11 protein-coding genes and 1 pseudogene are annotated in these 16,548 nt (G+C 65.2%); 3 read left to right on the top strand and 9 right to left on the bottom strand.

Going from position 1 to position 16,548, the window contains the following annotated elements; genetic code table 11:
* Nucleotides 1–81: 81 nt before the first annotated feature.
* Together AC07UH_RS10990 and AC07UH_RS10985 are read right to left on the bottom strand one after the other, a co-directional pair.
* Entirely contained in the window at nucleotides 82–297 is a 216-nt protein-coding gene (locus AC07UH_RS10990; protein ID WP_495179818.1) for a hypothetical protein, read from the bottom strand.
* An 824-nt stretch (nucleotides 298–1,121) separates the two neighbouring features.
* Nucleotides 1,122–1,511 carry a hypothetical protein gene (locus AC07UH_RS10985; RefSeq protein ID WP_495189817.1) on the bottom strand — a complete coding sequence of 130 codons (390 nt, stop codon included), beginning with the start codon at nucleotides 1,509–1,511 and terminating at the stop codon, nucleotides 1,122–1,124.
* 76 nt (nucleotides 1,512–1,587) lie between these two features.
* Here AC07UH_RS10985 and AC07UH_RS10980 point away from each other — a divergent pair, with 76 nt between their 5' ends.
* Both AC07UH_RS10980 and AC07UH_RS10975 read left to right on the top strand, forming a co-directional pair.
* The gene (locus AC07UH_RS10980) at nucleotides 1,588–2,736 is read left to right on the top strand and encodes a hypothetical protein (protein ID WP_495179820.1); all 1,149 of its coding nucleotides are present in this window, start codon (nucleotides 1,588–1,590) and stop codon (nucleotides 2,734–2,736) included.
* Nucleotides 2,737–2,920: 184 nt separating this feature from the next.
* On the top strand, nucleotides 2,921–4,354 hold the full coding sequence (locus AC07UH_RS10975; protein WP_137898378.1) for an NAD-dependent succinate-semialdehyde dehydrogenase: 1,434 nt from the start codon (nucleotides 2,921–2,923) through the stop codon (nucleotides 4,352–4,354).
* A gap of 212 nt (nucleotides 4,355–4,566) precedes the next feature.
* On the opposite strand, the gene AC07UH_RS10970 is transcribed toward AC07UH_RS10975, so the two are convergent.
* From AC07UH_RS10970 to AC07UH_RS10950, 5 genes and pseudogenes are all read right to left on the bottom strand, one after another.
* Nucleotides 4,567–4,959 carry an MAPEG family protein gene (locus tag AC07UH_RS10970; protein ID WP_495179821.1) on the bottom strand — a complete coding sequence of 131 codons (393 nt, stop codon included), beginning with the start codon at nucleotides 4,957–4,959 and terminating at the stop codon, nucleotides 4,567–4,569.
* Between the two features lie 95 nt (nucleotides 4,960–5,054).
* Nucleotides 5,055–6,056, bottom strand: coding sequence for an inorganic phosphate transporter (locus tag AC07UH_RS10965; protein ID WP_038660785.1), 1,002 nt, complete (start codon nucleotides 6,054–6,056; stop codon nucleotides 5,055–5,057).
* 3 nt (nucleotides 6,057–6,059) lie between these two features.
* Nucleotides 6,060–6,716: pseudogene (locus tag AC07UH_RS10960) on the bottom strand (DUF47 domain-containing protein); the annotation flags it as partial.
* A 204-nt stretch (nucleotides 6,717–6,920) separates the two neighbouring features.
* Nucleotides 6,921–8,084 carry a GGDEF domain-containing protein gene (locus AC07UH_RS10955; RefSeq protein ID WP_495179822.1) on the bottom strand — a complete coding sequence of 388 codons (1,164 nt, stop codon included), beginning with the start codon at nucleotides 8,082–8,084 and terminating at the stop codon, nucleotides 6,921–6,923.
* Nucleotides 8,085–8,200: 116 nt separating this feature from the next.
* Nucleotides 8,201–10,333: a histidine kinase dimerization/phosphoacceptor domain -containing protein gene (locus tag AC07UH_RS10950; protein WP_495179823.1), complete on the bottom strand. Its 2,133-nt coding sequence runs from the start codon at nucleotides 10,331–10,333 to the stop codon at nucleotides 8,201–8,203.
* Between the two features lie 162 nt (nucleotides 10,334–10,495).
* Between AC07UH_RS10950 and AC07UH_RS10945 the strand changes: the two genes are divergently transcribed.
* Nucleotides 10,496–11,293, top strand: a complete 798-nt coding sequence (locus AC07UH_RS10945; protein ID WP_495179824.1) for a metallophosphoesterase family protein — start codon at nucleotides 10,496–10,498, stop codon at nucleotides 11,291–11,293.
* 29 nt (nucleotides 11,294–11,322) lie between these two features.
* On the opposite strand, the gene AC07UH_RS10940 is transcribed toward AC07UH_RS10945, so the two are convergent.
* Complete coding sequence (locus AC07UH_RS10940) at nucleotides 11,323–11,511, bottom strand: hypothetical protein (protein ID WP_038660778.1); 189 nt, start codon at nucleotides 11,509–11,511, stop codon at nucleotides 11,323–11,325.
* A 554-nt stretch (nucleotides 11,512–12,065) separates the two neighbouring features.
* Nucleotides 12,066–16,355 (bottom strand): DNA-directed RNA polymerase subunit beta', encoded by a 4,290-nt coding sequence (rpoC, locus tag AC07UH_RS10935; RefSeq protein ID WP_038660775.1) that lies wholly within the window; start codon nucleotides 16,353–16,355, stop codon nucleotides 12,066–12,068.
* Nucleotides 16,356–16,548: the final 193 nt, after the last annotated feature.

Below are 16,548 nucleotides of genomic sequence, written 5' to 3'. Positions count from 1 at the left end.
GCCTATCTCCGCTCGCCTCAAGGCGATTGAATCAGACCACCGACACTACTGCAAGCCAGCCTTTTTCAACACAATCGGGCATTAGCCGCCTGTCTGGCTTTTTTTGGCCCAAGCGCCCGGATGCCGCTGCTCAAACTCGGCCCACAACATGTCTTTCGCTTGACGTAGCAGCGCGATGCCTGCCGGATCGCAACGCGAAGCTTCTGCGTCGTCGATCACACCGAACAGCCCCGTCAGCACAAAGCCGTAGTAATCTGCTTCGGTGTAGGGTGGCGAGTTCTCTATGGCTGTCGGCATCGAGGCAGCATGATCGTCGCTTGGAATGTCCGCAAGTGGGCGCTACCCGACCTTCTCGTTTTCCAATGCGGATAGGAGGTCGGCGAGTTGCCGCCTGCGCGATGGCGCATAAGCCGGATCTTTCGCGCGAACGTCATCATCATCAGCCCAATAACTTAGCCCGTGCAATGCTTTCCGCTCAGCACCTCGCAGACCGGCGGGCATAGCAATCGCCGCTTCCAAGTCGTCGTTAGTCACGTCGCCGCCATCGATAACGCGCCGGAGGGCGGCGAGCAGGAAGGGCCGAGCCTCAGTCACGGCGAATAATACCCCTCTGACAATGTCTGCTTCTGGTGGAAAGCGGACGCTCGTTCGACGTCGCCTCGAAGTGAATAATGGAGCACTGGTCTATCGACCTAGCATCGCTCGGACGATGCTGAAGGCAAGCAGCCCGATTGTGACAACGACACCGACGATAATCGATAAAAGAAGCGCCGCATTGGCTTGGCGAAAGTTCGAGGCGAACATCCAGCTCCAGAAAGCCAGCCCTGCAATAAACCATAAAAGAGCGCTTCGCTTCATCGTGCACGCAGCCTAGCCTTCCACGGTGCTCCTCTCAATCGCCGGGATACGTCTGCTGTTGGGCGGAAGCGGACGCTCCGCCCTCAGACACGAGCCTTCAGGAATGTACGCTTACGCCGTGTTCCCTTCACCCGCTCCACGGCCCCTCCTTAAGGCGGCCCGGTCCTTCTTATCGAAAGGTCATTCCTCATCCGTGATGCTGCTCGATAGGCCATGGTTTGAAAAGGGGGCGTAAGAGCGCGTAAGCCTACGATGTTCCTCGATCATCTCAGCTCGCTTGGGAGCGTCAGATCGGGGCGTTTCGTCCGCAGGCGCTTGGTGAAGGAGCCATATCCGGGATAGAGATAGCTCCAATACACTCTGCGCCCGTCACCGGCTTGAACAAACCAGAAGCTCGTGATTGTTGCGCCGACCGTGCCGATCTCTTCCCAGCGGATCGAAGCCCTACTGAGGCCGAGAGCAGGACCAAAGAGTCGAGACGGACCGTGTACTCCAGCATCGTCCCAACTCAGATCATGCCGGTGTGTCAGCGACAGCGTCATGAAAAAGGCTAGCGCAAACCCGACGATGGCGCACGTTGCGCCTATGGCTGGGTCGCCGGAACAGGCCTTCCCGACGCCAAGTCCGAGCAATGCGATGCCAATCATGGTCACGATTAGCGCACTGGCCTTACCGGGAGAGATGGTGCCGCTGTATCCCGACACGCGGTACGGAGGTCGGCGATGGTTTATGAAAGACCAGCCCACGGCGATTAGTCCGACGATCGCCATGATTATCAACGAACGCACGTGCAAGCTCCGGCCGAATTACCGGCAAGCTGAACGACCCGCCGCTTTGAGGCAAGCGACGCTGGCCCTGCTACGACCAAAAATTGGCAGTCGCGGCTGCGCTGCTGCCCGGCGCGCCTTCGTGATGGTACGTTATGGCCTGTCCCTTTTAATTAGCCCATTCCTAGAGCGAATGGGGCCGTGCCTTTACCCGATTTGCTGGATCGGCGAAGGCGAAGCCTGTATCGACAAGCTTATGGCTGCTTCTTCGAGGTTCGTTGCACCGTCTCCACTTACCCTCGTGGCCGTGGTCGGAGCGATCGTCGGCATTTCCCTCAGCATCCACGTGGTGATGCTTCAGGTTCTCTGGGTGCCATATCCCGATACCTCTCGCATAGGCCGGCTCGGCCTGTTCTACCCCCTGGCGCAATCGCTCGGCCTCGTCGCGCTGGCGGCGGCTCTTCTACCGTGGCTTCGTCGCTTTCATCCCGCCGCACGCGGCCCGATCGTCGGTTTGCTGTTCGCGACCATGAACGGCGTCCTCCGGAACGCACTGATGGCAGGCTTTGCAACGACAGACTTCCGCGGATCCGTGGGCGGGTTCGTACAGCAGGGGCTGTTCGACCTGCTGCTGGGGACGCTCGCCTTCGCTGTTGTCCTGCTGGTACGCAGCACGGCGGTTCGGCTGGCCGCCGCGGTGATACTGGCAGGCGTGGGGACGTTCTGGCTCAACCCCGCGCTGGCATCGCTTCTAGGACCATTGTTGGCCTGGTCGGCGAGACACGTTCGTCCCGACGTCTACGTCGTTCCGTACGGTCCCAATATCCTAGTGCCAAGCTATCTGTTGTTTGCCGAGACGGTCATCGCGTGTGTCCTTGCACGTTACGTCATAACGTTGCGGCCTGCCGCCTGGGATCCTCACGGGCTTTTCCGCTACGTCGGATTGGTGCTGCTGGTACGAGGTGTCTGGGTGATGATGTTCGTCTGGGGGCCGATCATCGGCATGCTCAGCGTCAGCCAGTTCTTCTTTCAGGACCTCGTCATGGTATTGCTGATCCAATTGGCATGGCGGCGTCTTGGTGGGCATTCCGCATCGGATGCACGTCACTAGACGGTGCAGCTTCCGCGGCGGCTATCGCCAGTGTCGCCAGCTGCCGCTCCTACCGCCTTCCACCCCGTGCCGCGCGCCCCTACATAGCCGCCGTGGTCCGTGGCGGCGTCGGTGGCACCGGCGTCTTCGCGACCGTTCGTCCCGCCGCGCGGCGGGGCATCACGCCTGACGAAAGCGGAACGTTATGACCGATACCTACGATACGCGCCTCGGCCTCTTCATCGACGGCGAATGGATCACGTCCGGTCGCGAGACGCAGGCGGTGCTCGATCCGGCGAACGGCCGGACGCTGGGCGAGGTGCCGCTGGCGACGCCGGCCGATCTCGACCGGGCGCTGGCGGCGGCGGATCGCGGCTTCAAGACGTGGCGGGCGACCGCGCCGCAAGAGCGCGCGGCGGTGCTGTCGCGGACCGCGGCGCTGGTGCGCGAGCGCGCCGACCTGCTCGCGCGGCTGGCGACGCTGGAGGAGGGCAAGCCCTATACCGAGGCCAAGGGCGAGGTGATGGCGACCGCGGCGCTGCTCGACTTCCACGCCGGCGAGGCGGTGCGCATCTATGGTCGCGTGCTGCCGCGGCCGACGGGTACGCGCTCGCTGGTGCTGCATCAGCCGGTCGGGCCGGTGGCGGCATTCTGCGCGTGGAATTTCCCGGTGATGAACCCGGTGCGCAAGCTGTCGCCGGCGATCGCCGCGGGCTGTTCGGTGATCCTCAAGCCGAGCGAGGAGACGCCGGGCGCGGCGGTCGAGATCCTGCGCTGCTTCCAGGATGCGGGGCTGCCGGACGGGGTCGCGCAACTGGTGTTCGGCGTGCCCGACGCGGTATCGCGGCAGCTGCTCGCCTCGCCGGTGACGCGCAAGCTCAGCTTCACCGGCTCGGTGCCGGTCGGCAAGCATCTGCTCAAGCTGGCGGCGGAGACGGTGATGAAGTCGACGATGGAACTGGGCGGCCACGGCCCGGTGCTGGTGTTCGACGATTGCGATCTGGAGCGCACCCTCGACACGTTGGTGGCGCACAAATTCCGCAACGCCGGCCAGGTCTGCGTCGCACCGACCCGCTTCCACGTCCAGCAGGGCATCTACGAGCGTTTCGCAAAGGGCTTCGCCGAGCGCACCGCGGCGATCAAGGTCGGCAACGGGCTGGAGAAGGGCACGCAGATGGGGCCGATGGCCAATCCGCGCCGGCCGGAGGCGATCGCGGGGATCATCGAGAATGCGGTCGGCGCGGGGGCGCGGCTGCTGACCGGCGGCGTGCCGGGCGAGGGCGACGGCTTCTTCTTCGCGCCGACCGTGCTCGCCGACGTGCCGCTCGCCGCCAGTGCGATGAACGAGGAGCCGTTCGGTCCGATCGCGCTGATCGGATCGTTCGCCAGCGCCGACGATGCGATCGCCGAGGCGAACCGCCTGCCTTACGGTCTCGGCGCCTATTGCTTCACCGAGAACGGTCGCTTGCAGAACCGGCTGGGTGACGAGATCGAGGCGGGGATGGTCGCGATCAACACCGTGCGGCTGAGCTGGGGCGATGCGCCGTTCGGCGGGGTCAAGGACAGCGGCTTCGGATCGGAGGACGGGCCCGAGGGGATCGCGGCGCATCTGATCACCAAGGCGGTGCATATCGCGTGACGAGGGCCGGGGCTCGCGTGACGGGCCCCGGTTCCGGACTTATCCTTCGCCGAGATCGACCGCACAGGCGGAGGCGATGAGCACCGCGGCAAGCGGCAGGATGACGGTGAGCGCGGGGATGAACGCGGCGGGAAGATCGGCCATGTCCCGCAATACGTCCGTGGGCTTAATGGTCCGTTACTGACGTAAATTTATCTTGGGCACGCGGGCGTTTAGAAGAAGCGGACGAGCATCAGCAGCAGGCCGAGCATGGCGGCGACCCAGGCGAGGCTGCGGACATAGGGGATGCCGAGCAGGTAGAGCGGGATGTAGACGATGCGGGCGATCAGCCAGAGGATCGCGCCGGCCGCACCGAGCCCGCCGGTCTGTCCGGTGATCGCGAGGCCGAGCGCCAGCGCGACGAAAGCGGGATAGGTTTCCTGATAATTCGAAAGCGCACGTGCGGCGCGGCCGGCGAGGGGGCCGAGCGGCTTTTCGTCAGCGCCGTCGCGCGGGCCGGCGTTCCAGGCGAGACCGCGGTCGCGGGTCGCCGTCTGCCCCTGCAGCATGATGTGGACGACGAGCAGGATGACGGACACGCCGAGGATGGTGAGTTCGGTCGGCATGGGGCGGCTCCGCTATGGTGTAGGACGATAACGGTGGAGCGGGGTGGAAGGTCCGCGGGTGACGGGAGGATGGCTGCATCCCCCCTTTACGCCGGTCAGCGCGACAGCAGCGCGGCGATCTCGTAGAAGGTGGCGCCGATCAGGCCGGCGGCGGGGAGGGTGACGACCCAGGCGACGACGATGCGGCTCGCGATGTTCCAGCGCACCGCGGACAGCCGCCGTGCCGAGCCGACGCCGACGATCGCGCCGGTGATGGTGTGCGTCGAGGAGACCGGGATGCCGCCAACGGTCGCCATGAACAGTGTGATCGCGCCGCCGGTCTCGGCGCAGAAGCCCTGCGCGGGGGTGAGGCGGGTGATCTTCGATCCCATCGTGTGGACGATCTTCCAGCCGCCCGACATCGTGCCCAGCGCCATCGCCGCCTGACAGGAGAGCACGACCCAGAAAGGAACGTGGAAGCCGCCCTGGAGCAGCCCCTGCGAATAGAGCAGGACGGTGATGATCCCCATCGTTTTCTGCGCGTCGTTGGCGCCGTGGCCGAGGCTGTAGAGCGCGGCGGAGACCAACTGGAGCTTGCGATAGCGTTTGTCGACGCCCATCGGCGTCAGCCGCAGCGAACTCCAGGCGACGACGAGCACCAGCAACAAAGCGAGGATCATGCCGACCGTCGGCGACAGGAAGATCGCGCCGACGGTCTTGCCGACGCCCGCCCAGACGACGCCGTCGAAGCCGGCCTTGCTGATCCCGGCGCCGAGCAGGCCGCCGATCAGCGCATGGCTGGAGCTCGACGGAATGCCGTAGCGCCAGGTGATGACGTTCCAGACGATCGCGCCCATCAGCGCGCCGAAGATCACCTGCGGATCGATCACCGTGGCGCTGACGATGCCCTTGCCGACGGTCTGCGCGACATTGTGGTCGAAGACCGCGAAGGCGATGAAGTTGAAGAAGGCGGCCCAGATCACCGCATGATGCGGCTTGAGCACGCGCGTCGAGACCACCGTCGCGATCGAATTGGCGGCATCGTGCAGGCCGTTCAGGAAGTCGAACAGCAAGGCGACGCCGATCAGCGCGACGAGCAGCGTGAAGGAGATCGTCATGGCCTAGGCGTGGTCGATGACGAGACCCTGGATCTCGTTGGCGATGTCCTCGAACCGGTCGGCGATGCGTTCCAGATGGCTGTAGATCTCGCGCTCGACGATGAAGCGCATCGGCTGATCGTTGCCGCAGGATTTGAACAAGGCATGCAGCCCCTTGGCATGATGATCGTCGACCTGCCCCTCGAGCTGCACCAGCCGTGCGGTGAGATCGTGGAGACGGCCGGCATTGGCGTCGAGCTTGCGCAGCAGGGGAATCGCCTCTGCGGTGACGCGCGCCGCCTCGACGATGAGGTCGACCATCGCGCGCATGTCGTCGGCGAAGGTCTTCACCTCGTAGAGCGCGATGGTGGTCGCGGTCTGGTTCATCTGGTCGATCGAATCGTCCATGACGCCGATCAGGTCGGTGATCGCCGACCGGTCGAACGGGGTGACGAAGACGCGGCGGACATCCTGCAGCACGTCGCGGGTGATATCGTCCGCCTCATGCTCGCGGTCGACGATCTCGGCGATATGGACCGCGATCGCACCGTCGCCGCTGAACAGCTTCTGCAAGGCGTCGGCGCCGGCGACCAGCGTGGCGGCATGCGCCTCGAACTGATCGAAGAACCGACCTTGCTTCGGCATCAGCGCCTGGAACCAGGCTACCATAAGAAACCTTTCGTAGAGGGCGGGGGGCGCATGGGGCGGGACGCCCCGCCACGCAAGCCGAAACTGGGTAATGCATCATCCCGGGACGGCGAGGCGCGACCGCGATGCGGACCCGCTCCGGACGAACGGCAGGAGATCGGGCGATGCATGACGCTATCTTAGCACGGCCTGCGCAAAAGACGACACGGATGGGTGGTTAAGCGCGCGCAGACGAACTCAGGCGATGACGATGCGGTCCTTGCCGGCGCGCTTGGCGCTGTAGAGCGCGGCGTCGGCGGCGCGCATCGTCGCGGCGACATCCTCGCCGAGCATCGCGATCCCGGCGGAAAAGGTGAGGCGACCGATGCCGTCGCCCGAATTCTGGTCGATCAGGCTGCGCGCGCCGAGTTTGCGGCGCACCCGGTCGAGCGCCGCAAAGGCATGATCGGGGCGGCAATCCTCGAACAGACAGGCGAATTCCTCGCCGCCGTGGCGTGCGACGAGCACCTTGGCACCGAGCCCGGCGGTCAATTTGCGCGCGACGAGCTTGAGTACGCGGTCGCCGGTCTCGTGACCGTGGCGGTCGTTGATCGCCTTGAAGTCGTCGACGTCGCAGAGCGCGATGCAATGGTCCGACCCCGGCTGGCGAGACGCGACCAGCGCGACGAGCCGGCGGTCGTAGCAGCGGCGATTGGGCAGGCCGGTGAGATGATCCTCGTCCGCTGCGCGTCGCGCCTCCTGCAGGTTGCGGCGCAGACGGTTGGTTTCGCGATGCGTCTCGCGCAGCTGGTCGGCGAGCTGGCGGGTGCGGGCGATGGAATCGTTGGTGAGCGCCAGCAGGCGTTTGATCGTGCCGTCGGCGTCGCCGTCGCGATCGGCGTCGACCGCCGCGGCTTCGGCGATGAGGGCGCTTTCATAGTCGGAGGCCGCGGCCTGCCCCTGGCGGAAGGCGGTTTCCGATTCCGCCAGCCGCGCGGCGAGTGCGTCGGCCAGTTCGGCGATGCGCTCGGGATGCAGCGGGCCGAGCAGCTCGCGGACCACCGGCCGGGCGAGGAAGGCGGCGTCGAGGCGGCCGTGTTCGCGGATATGATCGTCGACCGCGCGGGTCAGCGCGATGTCCTCCCCGAGGATGTAGCAGCGGGCGACGTGGAAGTGATCCACCGTCGGCGCGAAATCGTGCGCGTCGAGGAAGGCGCCGATGCGGGCGAACGTCTCGCGCGCCGCGGCACGCCGGACGCTGGTCACCAGCGGTTCCGCCACCGGAGAAGCGGCGGGCGCGGCGGCGGTGGCGGCGGCGGGACCGTTGCCCCACCATGCCGTCAGCCGCGCCCATCGCGAACCATGTGCCGCAACGATCGCCATCAGCGGCGACGGCTTTGGCGCATCGCTTTGTAATACCAAGTAGAAATCATTGCAGGCGTTCCGCGATGGCCGATGTCGCGTTTGTCCTAGCAAATGGCCGTAAAGTTTTCCTTAGATTTCGGCGTCTCGTCGATAGCAACGTCCCGCGATGAGCGTCAGACTTCTGCGATGGGTGCCGTCATGATCGCGCGGAGACCGGGCGCATTGTCGCCGAATTCGATGATGCCGGACAGGCGCTGGACCATGGCATCCATCATCCGGCTGCCGAAGCCTTCGCCGTCGCCCTTGCCGCGGCCGTCGTCGGCGACGATCAGCCGCAGTTTGCCGCCATGCTGTTCGAGCGCGATCACCACCGGGCCGGCGGCGCCGCCATAGGCATATTTGGTGGCGTTGATGACCAGCTCGGTGAGGATCAGCCCGATGTTGACCGCGCGATCGGTCGGCACCAGCACCGGCGCGAGATCGAGCTTGATGTGCCGCCCCCATTCCGCGCCCAGCGAGACACGCATGTCGGCGATCAGCTCTTCGATGTAGCGCGACAGGTCGACGCTCTCGACCTGATCGTCGCGGTACAACCGGCGATGGACCAGCGCCACGGCGGCGAGACGCGCCTGCGCTTCCGCCAGATGATCGGCGACGACGGTGCTGTTGGCGGTCTTGGCTTGCAGGCGGAGGAAGGAGGCGACCAGTTGCAGGCTGTTCTGCACGCGATGGTTGACCTCCTTCATCAGGACGTCCTTCTGCGCGAGCAGCGCGTCCTTCTCCGCCAAGGCGCGATGATATTCGCGGTTGAGGATGCGGACCTGAAGGTGCTGGCGCGCTTCGTGGAAGCGGCGGCGCAGGCGATGGCCCGCCTCGATCTGTTCGAGCGTCCAACGCTGCGAGCGGCCGCTCACCGTCTCGGTATAGACGGCGAAGGAGGCACGCGGGGTCAGCATTGCGCCAGGCTCGACCGCGACCGACTTGTGCGGATTGCCGGCCCATTCGATCGTCTCGATCGTCTCGGCACGCAGCCAGAGCAGGATCGCATCCTCCTCGTGCAGCGGTACCGCGAGCAGGCCGCTTGCCGTCTGCTCGTGCCCGCGCGCGATCGGCAACAGCGCGCCGAGTTCGTGCGTCGCGACCGGCTCGCCGCCGCGTTCGCGCACCCAGCGGGCGATGCCGACCAGCACGTCATCGTCGGGGCAGCGGCCGAACCGTTCGACCTGATCGCCGGCGATCATCGCAAAGCCGTCGGCATGGAGCATCGCGCACAATTCGTCCTTCACCGCGACGATCGCGGCGCGCAGCGGCTCTTCGCTGTTCAGTCGCGGCACGACCGAATCTTCGGCGACGCGCAGCGCGAGCCGCTCGCGATAGGCCGCAGCCTCTTCCTTGGCGCGGATCTGGCGGGCGAGGCCGCTGGCGAGCGTCGCACCGGTGCTCCGGACATCGGGCGGCAAGCGGCGCGGGCTGTTGTGGTGGCAGGCGACGAGGCCCCACAGCAAGCCGTCCTTGACGATCGAAATCGACGCCGACGCCTCGACCCCCATATTGCGCAGATATTGCAGATGGATCGGCGAGACGTGGCGCACCGCGATGTCGCTGAGATCGAGCTGCGCGAAGCCGGCCGGGCGCAGCGGCGCCGGATCATAGTCGATCGTCGGGATCACCCGCGTCCGGTTGCGGACGTAGAGCGCGCGCGCCTGGCGGGGAATGTCCGACGCGGGGAAGCGATGGTTGCGGAAGGTCTCCAGCGCCGGGTCGCGATCCTCCGCGACGACCTGTCCCGCGTCGTCGTCGAGAAAGCGGTAGATCATGACCCGGTCGAAGCCGGTCAAGCGACGGAAGGCGCTGGCCGCGCGATCGTAGAGCGTCTGCAGATCGGCGGCGCGCTCGAAGCTGCCGGCGACCGCGTCGAGCCAGCCGAGCGTCGTCGCCACCGAGATCGGCTCGTCGGCGACGGGTTCGAGCTCGACGAGCAGATGCGTACCAGTGCGGTGCAGCGTGGCGACGAAGCGCTCGCCGATCCCCTCGACCGGGAGTTGGCCGACCGCGTCGAGGCCACCGGGCAGATGATCGAGCAGCGGCGCGACGTCCTGCCCGAGCAGGTCGGACAATCGGCGTCCCTGCCAGTCCGCCGCCAGCCGCGCCTCGATCGCGCCGGCGCCGGCGAGCACCTGATGCTCGCCACCCGCCGCGGCGACGAGTAACAGGCCATGGGGCTGGATAGCACCGGGGATGTGGATCGGTTCGCGATCGCAGACCGTGAGGTCCAGGGTCGGGTCGGTCTCGAGAGGAATCGCCATTGTCACCGTTGTAACTCGTCAGTCCGACATGATCCGACCCATGGCGCATTACAAATTAACGTGTGTTGATACAAATCAATACGATAGTGCAAGAGCGCCGAACTTGTGCCGGAACGACGATCGGGACTAGCAGCCTTCGGGCGGCAGCAGCGTTCGGGCACCATGATCAGATTATTCCACGTCAGCGACGTTCACTTCGGTGCCGAAGATCCCGACGCGATCGCCTGGTTCGGCGAACGCGTCGCGGCGGAGCGGCCCGATGCGGTGATCATGACCGGCGATCTCACGATGCGCGCGACGCGCGGCGAGTTCCAGCGTGGCGGCGACTGGCTGCGCAGCCTTGGCGTTCCGGTGACCTTGGAGGTCGGCAACCACGACATACCTTATTATTGGGACCCGTTCCGCCGGCTGCTGGCCCCGTATCAGCGATATGCCGCGGTGGAGAAGATGATCGAGCGCGAGCTCGATTTGCCGGGGGTGACGATCGTGCCGCTCAAGACGACGGCGCGGGCGCAATGGCGCTGGAACTGGTCGAAGGGGCGGGTGAGCGCCGGCTCGCTGCGCAAGGCGCTGGCGATGATCGCCGCGGCACCCAAGGATCGGCTGATCTTCGTCGCCGCGCATCATCCGCTGATCGAAGGGGGCACCAAGGGGACGGCGAGCACCCGGCATGGCGACAGCGCGTTGACCGCGCTTGCCGAGGCGGGCGCGGATGCGGTGATGTCGGGCCACGTCCACGATCCGTTCGACGTACCCGTCGAGCGCGCCGGCCGGACGATCCGGATGATCGGCGCGGGCACGCTGTCGAAGCGGGTGCGCAATTCGCCGCCCGCCTTCAACGAGATCCGCATCCGCAACGGCGCTTTCGAGACGATCGCGCGGACGATGCCCGGCGATACGGCGCCGGCGGGCGGGGCGGTGCGTGCTACCGACGTCGCGAAAGATCCGGCAAGGGCCTGAACGCCGCCTGCCGGTGGCAAGCGCGCCGCTTAGTTGAGGACGCTCATCGTGCCCCAGGAGTCCTGCCACAGCGGATTGCTGCCGCAGGGGTCGCGGGCCACCATCAGCGCCTCTTCGATGCGAATGGCGGCGAGGTCCAGACCCAGCGCATCGGCGATCTGGCATGCCTGGCTCAACAGGGCTTCCAACGTTTCGAGAGGCTGCGACTGCGAGGTCATATCAGGGGCACCGTATCCGTGATCCGCGGCGGATGATCAGCACCGCCTTCATTATCATATACGATATAACGCAGAACAGACCATAGTGGTGCAAGTTTTTGTTGCACGTCGAGAAGTGTCCGCTCGCATCTGCAACCAATAATCGCCGAACGGCATAGCGGGCGGAGTTCCGTTTCGCGTTAGCAGTCGAGGTCGGCATGACGCCCGCACGGTATCAAGACTCGGTACCGCCGTTAGGCGAGTCGCAAACCTTGATATCGATCAATGAGGCTCTTGCCCGTCGTCATCGGGGCGGCAAATTGCCATGTGCTATAGTTAGTTTCGAACGATACGACTTTCAGACGAATAGTTCTGATCGGCCCCAGCATGGGCAGCGTCTTACATGCCTTGCCGGCATATCGCCGTATCGATCGAGGATCGTCAGACTGGATGCTGTCGGAACGGCAGCCAGATCGTCACGCTCGCTGATCCTCGCCGCCCCCAACGAAAAACCGCCGCCCGGTTGCCCGGACGGCGGCTCTTCGTTCAGTCAGGCCGGAGCCTGAACCGGGAGATCACTCCTGGTTCAGATACTCGCCCGCAGCCTCGTCGCTGCCGTCGCCCGAGGGGACGACCTCGGCGAGCGGGTCGGACCCCGTGCCGACGTCCTCACGCTTCGAGCGCAGCGCCTCGGCGGCGCGGAGCTCGGCGGCCGAGGCCGGGGCGACGATCGCCGCGGCCATCGCACGCTGCTGGACGCGCATCGCCGCATCGCGCGACGAGGCCGCGACCCGCAGGCGGTTCATGCCCGCACCGGTACCCGCCGGGATCAGGCGACCGACGATGACGTTCTCCTTGAGACCCATCAGCGTGTCCTGCTTGCCCTGGACCGCCGCCTCGGTGAGGACGCGGGTGGTCTCCTGGAACGACGCCGCCGAGATGAAGCTGCGGGTCTGCAGCGACGCCTTGGTGATGCCGAGCAGGACAGGCTTGCCCTGTGCCGGCTGCTGGTTCTTCTCCAGCTTCTCGTTGGTCGCGTCCATTTCCTCGCGATCGACCTGCTCGCCCTTCAGCAGCGTGGTGTCGCCGCCGTCGGTGATCTCGACCTTCTGCAGCATCTGACGAACGATCGTCTCGATGTGCTTGTCGTTGATCTTCACGCCCTGCAGTCGATAGACTTCCTGGATTTCGCTGACGAGATATTCGGCCAGCGGCTCGATCCCCATCGTCTCCAGAATGTCGTGCGGGTTGGGCGAACCGCCGATCAGATTGTCGCCACGCTTGACGTAGTCGCCTTCCTGAACGTCGATCACCTTCGACTTCGGCACCAGATACTCGACGACGTCGCCGCCATCCTCGGGCTGGATGCCGATCTTGCGCTTCGCCTTATAGTCCTTGCCGAACACGACCCGGCCGGAAACCTTGGCGATGATCGCCGCTTCCTTGGGGATGCGCGCCTCGAACAGTTCGGCGACGCGCGGCAGACCGCCGGTGATGTCGCGGGTCTTGGCGGACTCGCGGCTGACACGGGCGAGCACGTCGCCGGCCTGGACCTGGGCATTGTCGTCGACCGAGAGCACCGCACCGGCTGCGAGCATGTAGCGCGCCGCTTCGCCGTCTTCCGAGGTCGTGAGGGTCAGGCGCGGACGCAGATCCTCCTTCGACTTGGTCGAGGTGCGATATTCGATGACGACGCGCTGGGCGATACCGGTCGCTTCGTCGGTCTGCTCGGTGAGCGTCTTGCCCTCGGTCAGGTCGACGTATTTCACGATGCCCGAATTCTCGGTGATGACGGGCATGGTGAACGGATCCCACTCCGCCATGCGATCGCCCTTCGACAGCATGTGGCCGTCGTCGAACATCACATAGGCGCCATAGGGGATACGGTGCGTCGACAGCTCGCGGCCGTCCATGTCGAGGATCGCGATCTCGCCCGAACGCGACAGCGTCACGCGGCGACCACGCTGGTCGACGATGAGGCGCAGATCGCGGAACTGGGCGGTACCGTCGACCGGCGCCTCTAGGTTCGACTGCTCGTTGAGCTGCGCCGCGCCGCCGATGTGGAACGTACGCATCGTCAGCTGCGTGCCGGGCTCACCGATCGACTGGGCGGCGATGACGCCGACCGCCTCGCCGATGTTGACCGGCGTACCGCGGGCGAGGTCACGCCCGTAGCACTTGCCGCAGACGCCGATCTTGCTCTCGCAGACCAGCGGCGAGCGGATCTTCATCCCCTGGATGCCGATCTTCTCGATCTGCGTGATCATCGCCTCGTCGAGCAACGTACCCGTCGGGATGATGACTTCGCCGGTCTTGGCGTCGACCACGTCCTCCGCCGTCGTGCGGCCGAGGATACGCTCGCCGAGCGAGGCGATCGTCGAACCGCCCTGCACGATCGCCTTCATCTCCAGCGCGCGCTCGGTGCCGCAATCCTCCTCGACAATGACGCAATCCTGCGACACGTCGACGAGACGGCGGGTGAGATACCCCGAGTTCGCCGTCTTCAACGCGGTGTCCGCGAGGCCCTTGCGGGCGCCGTGGGTCGAGTTGAAATATTCGAGGACGGTCAGGCCTTCCTTGAAGTTCGAGATGATCGGCGTCTCGATGATCTCGCCCGACGGCTTGGCCATCAGGCCGCGCATGCCGGCAAGCTGCTTGATCTGCGCCTGCGAACCGCGGGCACCCGAGTGGGCCATCATGTAGATCGAGTTGATGTCCTTCTCGCGGCCCTTGTTGGGACCGTCTTCATAGTGACGGACGGCCTTGATCTCGTTCATCATCGAGTTCGCGACCTGGTCGCCGCAACGGCTCCAGGCGTCGATCACCTTGTTGTACTTCTCCTGCTGCGTGATCAGGCCGTCCTGATACTGCTGCTCGAAGTCCTTCACCTGATCGCGCGTCTCGTCGACCAGCTTGTCCTTGTCCGGCGCGATGATCATGTCGTCCTTGCCGAACGAGATGCCGGCGCGGAATGCGTGACGGAAGCCCAGTGCCATGATCGCGTCGGCGAACAGCACGGTCTCCTTCTGGCCGGTGTGACGATAGACCTCGTCGATCACGTCGCCGACGTCCTTCTTGGTGAGGAGGCGGTTGACGGTCTCGAACGGCACCTTGTGGCTGTGCGGCAGGGTTTCACCCAGCAGCATGCGGCCCGGCGTCGTCTCGTAGCGCTTGAGGTACTGCTTGCCAGCCTCATCGGTCTGCGGAACGCGGCTGATGATCTTGGTGTGCAGCGTCACCGCACCTGCGTTGAGCGCCTGATGCACCTCGGCCATGTCGCCGAGCAGCATGCCTTCGCCCGGCTCGCCTTCCTTCATCATCGACAGATAATAGAGGCCCAGCACCATGTCCTGCGACGGCACGATGATCGGCTTGCCGTTGGCGGGCGACAGGATGTTGTTGGTCGACATCATCAGGACGCGCGCTTCGAGCTGCGCTTCCAGCGACAGCGGGACGTGCACGGCCATCTGGTCGCCGTCGAAGTCGGCGTTGAACGCCGAGCAGACCAGCGGGTGAAGCTGGATCGCCTTGCCCTCGATCAGCACCGGCTCGAACGCCTGGATGCCGAGACGGTGGAGCGTCGGTGCGCGGTTGAGCATCACGGGATGCTCGCGGATTACCTCGTCCAGGATGTCCCAGACTTCCTTGCGCTCCTTCTCGACCCACTTCTTCGCCTGCTTCAGGGTCATGGACAGACCCTTGGCGTCGAGGCGCGCGTAGATGAACGGCTTGAACAGCTCGAGCGCCATCTTCTTCGGCAGGCCGCACTGGTGCAGCTTGAGCTCGGGACCGGTAACGATGACCGAACGGCCCGAATAGTCGACGCGCTTGCCGAGAAGATTTTGGCGGAAGCGGCCCTGCTTGCCCTTCAGCATGTCGGACAGCGACTTCAGCGGACGCTTGTTGGCGCCCGTGATCGTGCGACCGCGACGGCCGTTGTCGAACAAAGCGTCGACCGCTTCCTGCAGCATGCGCTTTTCGTTGCGGACGATGATGTCCGGCGCGCGCAGCTCCATCAGGCGCTTCAGGCGGTTGTTGCGGTTGATGACGCGGCGATACAGATCGTTGAGATCGGAGGTCGCGAAGCGGCCGCCGTCCAGCGGCACCAGCGGGCGCAGCTCGGGCGGGATGACCGGCACGACTTCGAGGATCATCCACTCGGGACGGTTGCCCGATTCGAGGAAGCTCTCGACGACCTTGAGCCGCTTGATGATCTTCTTGGGCTTCAGCTCCGACTTGGTCGTTGCCAGCTCTTCGAGCAGCGCGACCTTCTCGCCTTCGAGGTCGAGGCTTTCGAGCATGATGCGCACGGCCTCAGCACCGATGCCGGCCGAGAACGCGTCCTCACCGTATTGGTCCTGCGCCTCGAGGAGCTCGTCCTCGGTCATCAGCTGGAACTTCTCAAGCGGGGTCAGGCCCGGCTCGATGACGATATACGCCTCGAAATACAGCACGCGCTCGAGCTGCTTGAGCTGCATGTCGAGCAGCAGGCCGATGCGGCTGGGCAGCGATTTCAGGAACCAGATGTGCGCGACCGGAGCGGCGAGCTCGATATGGCCCATCCGCTCGCGGCGAACCTTCGAGACGGTGACCTCGACGCCGCACTTCTCGCAGACGATGCCCTTGTACTTCATGCGCTTGTACTTGCCGCACAGGCACTCGTAATCCTTGATCGGACCGAAGATGCGCGCGCAGAACAGGCCGTCACGCTCGGGCTTGAACGTGCGATAGTTGATGGTTTCGGGCTTCTTGATCTCGCCGAACGACCACGAACGGATCTTGTCGGGCGAGGCGATGCCGATCTGGATCTGGTCGAAGGTCTCGGGCTTTGCGATCGGGTTCGCGAAGTTGGTCAGTTCGTTCATGAACCTGTCCTCTTAGAAACTGTTTGCTCTCCCCTTGTGGGAGAGAGTGTTAGGTCGTCTATGCTCCCAGCATAGACTAAACAGCACGGGGTGCTGTTTACCTAACACTGGGCCCGCTGCCGAAGGCAGTGGGAAGGTGAGGGGGAAGCGATGCGGCTGCCGTGCCGCACTGCCCCTCACCCCGCGCCGCGTT

The organism is Sphingomonas sp. GW821-FHT04B01 (assembly GCF_059420425.1).
Note: the sequence above shows the minus strand (reverse complement) of the source record. Positions and strands in the feature narration are given on the sequence as shown.

Excerpts from the sequence above, each read along its gene's own strand:
- AC07UH_RS10990 (WP_495179818.1), bottom strand. The coding sequence starts at position 297 with ATGCCGACAGCCATAGAGAACTCGCCACCCTACACCGAAGCAGATTAC.
- AC07UH_RS10975 (WP_137898378.1), top strand. The coding sequence starts at position 2,921 with ATGACCGATACCTACGATACGCGCCTCGGCCTCTTCATCGACGGCGAA.
- AC07UH_RS10980 (WP_495179820.1), top strand. The coding sequence starts at position 1,588 with ATGAAAGACCAGCCCACGGCGATTAGTCCGACGATCGCCATGATTATC.
- AC07UH_RS10965 (WP_038660785.1), bottom strand. The coding sequence starts at position 6,056 with ATGACGATCTCCTTCACGCTGCTCGTCGCGCTGATCGGCGTCGCCTTG.
- AC07UH_RS10970 (WP_495179821.1), bottom strand. The coding sequence starts at position 4,959 with ATGCCGACCGAACTCACCATCCTCGGCGTGTCCGTCATCCTGCTCGTC.
- rpoC (WP_038660775.1), bottom strand. The coding sequence starts at position 16,355 with ATGAACGAACTGACCAACTTCGCGAACCCGATCGCAAAGCCCGAGACC.
- AC07UH_RS10945 (WP_495179824.1), top strand. The coding sequence starts at position 10,496 with ATGATCAGATTATTCCACGTCAGCGACGTTCACTTCGGTGCCGAAGAT.
- AC07UH_RS10940 (WP_038660778.1), bottom strand. The coding sequence starts at position 11,511 with ATGACCTCGCAGTCGCAGCCTCTCGAAACGTTGGAAGCCCTGTTGAGC.
- AC07UH_RS10950 (WP_495179823.1), bottom strand. The coding sequence starts at position 10,333 with ATGGCGATTCCTCTCGAGACCGACCCGACCCTGGACCTCACGGTCTGC.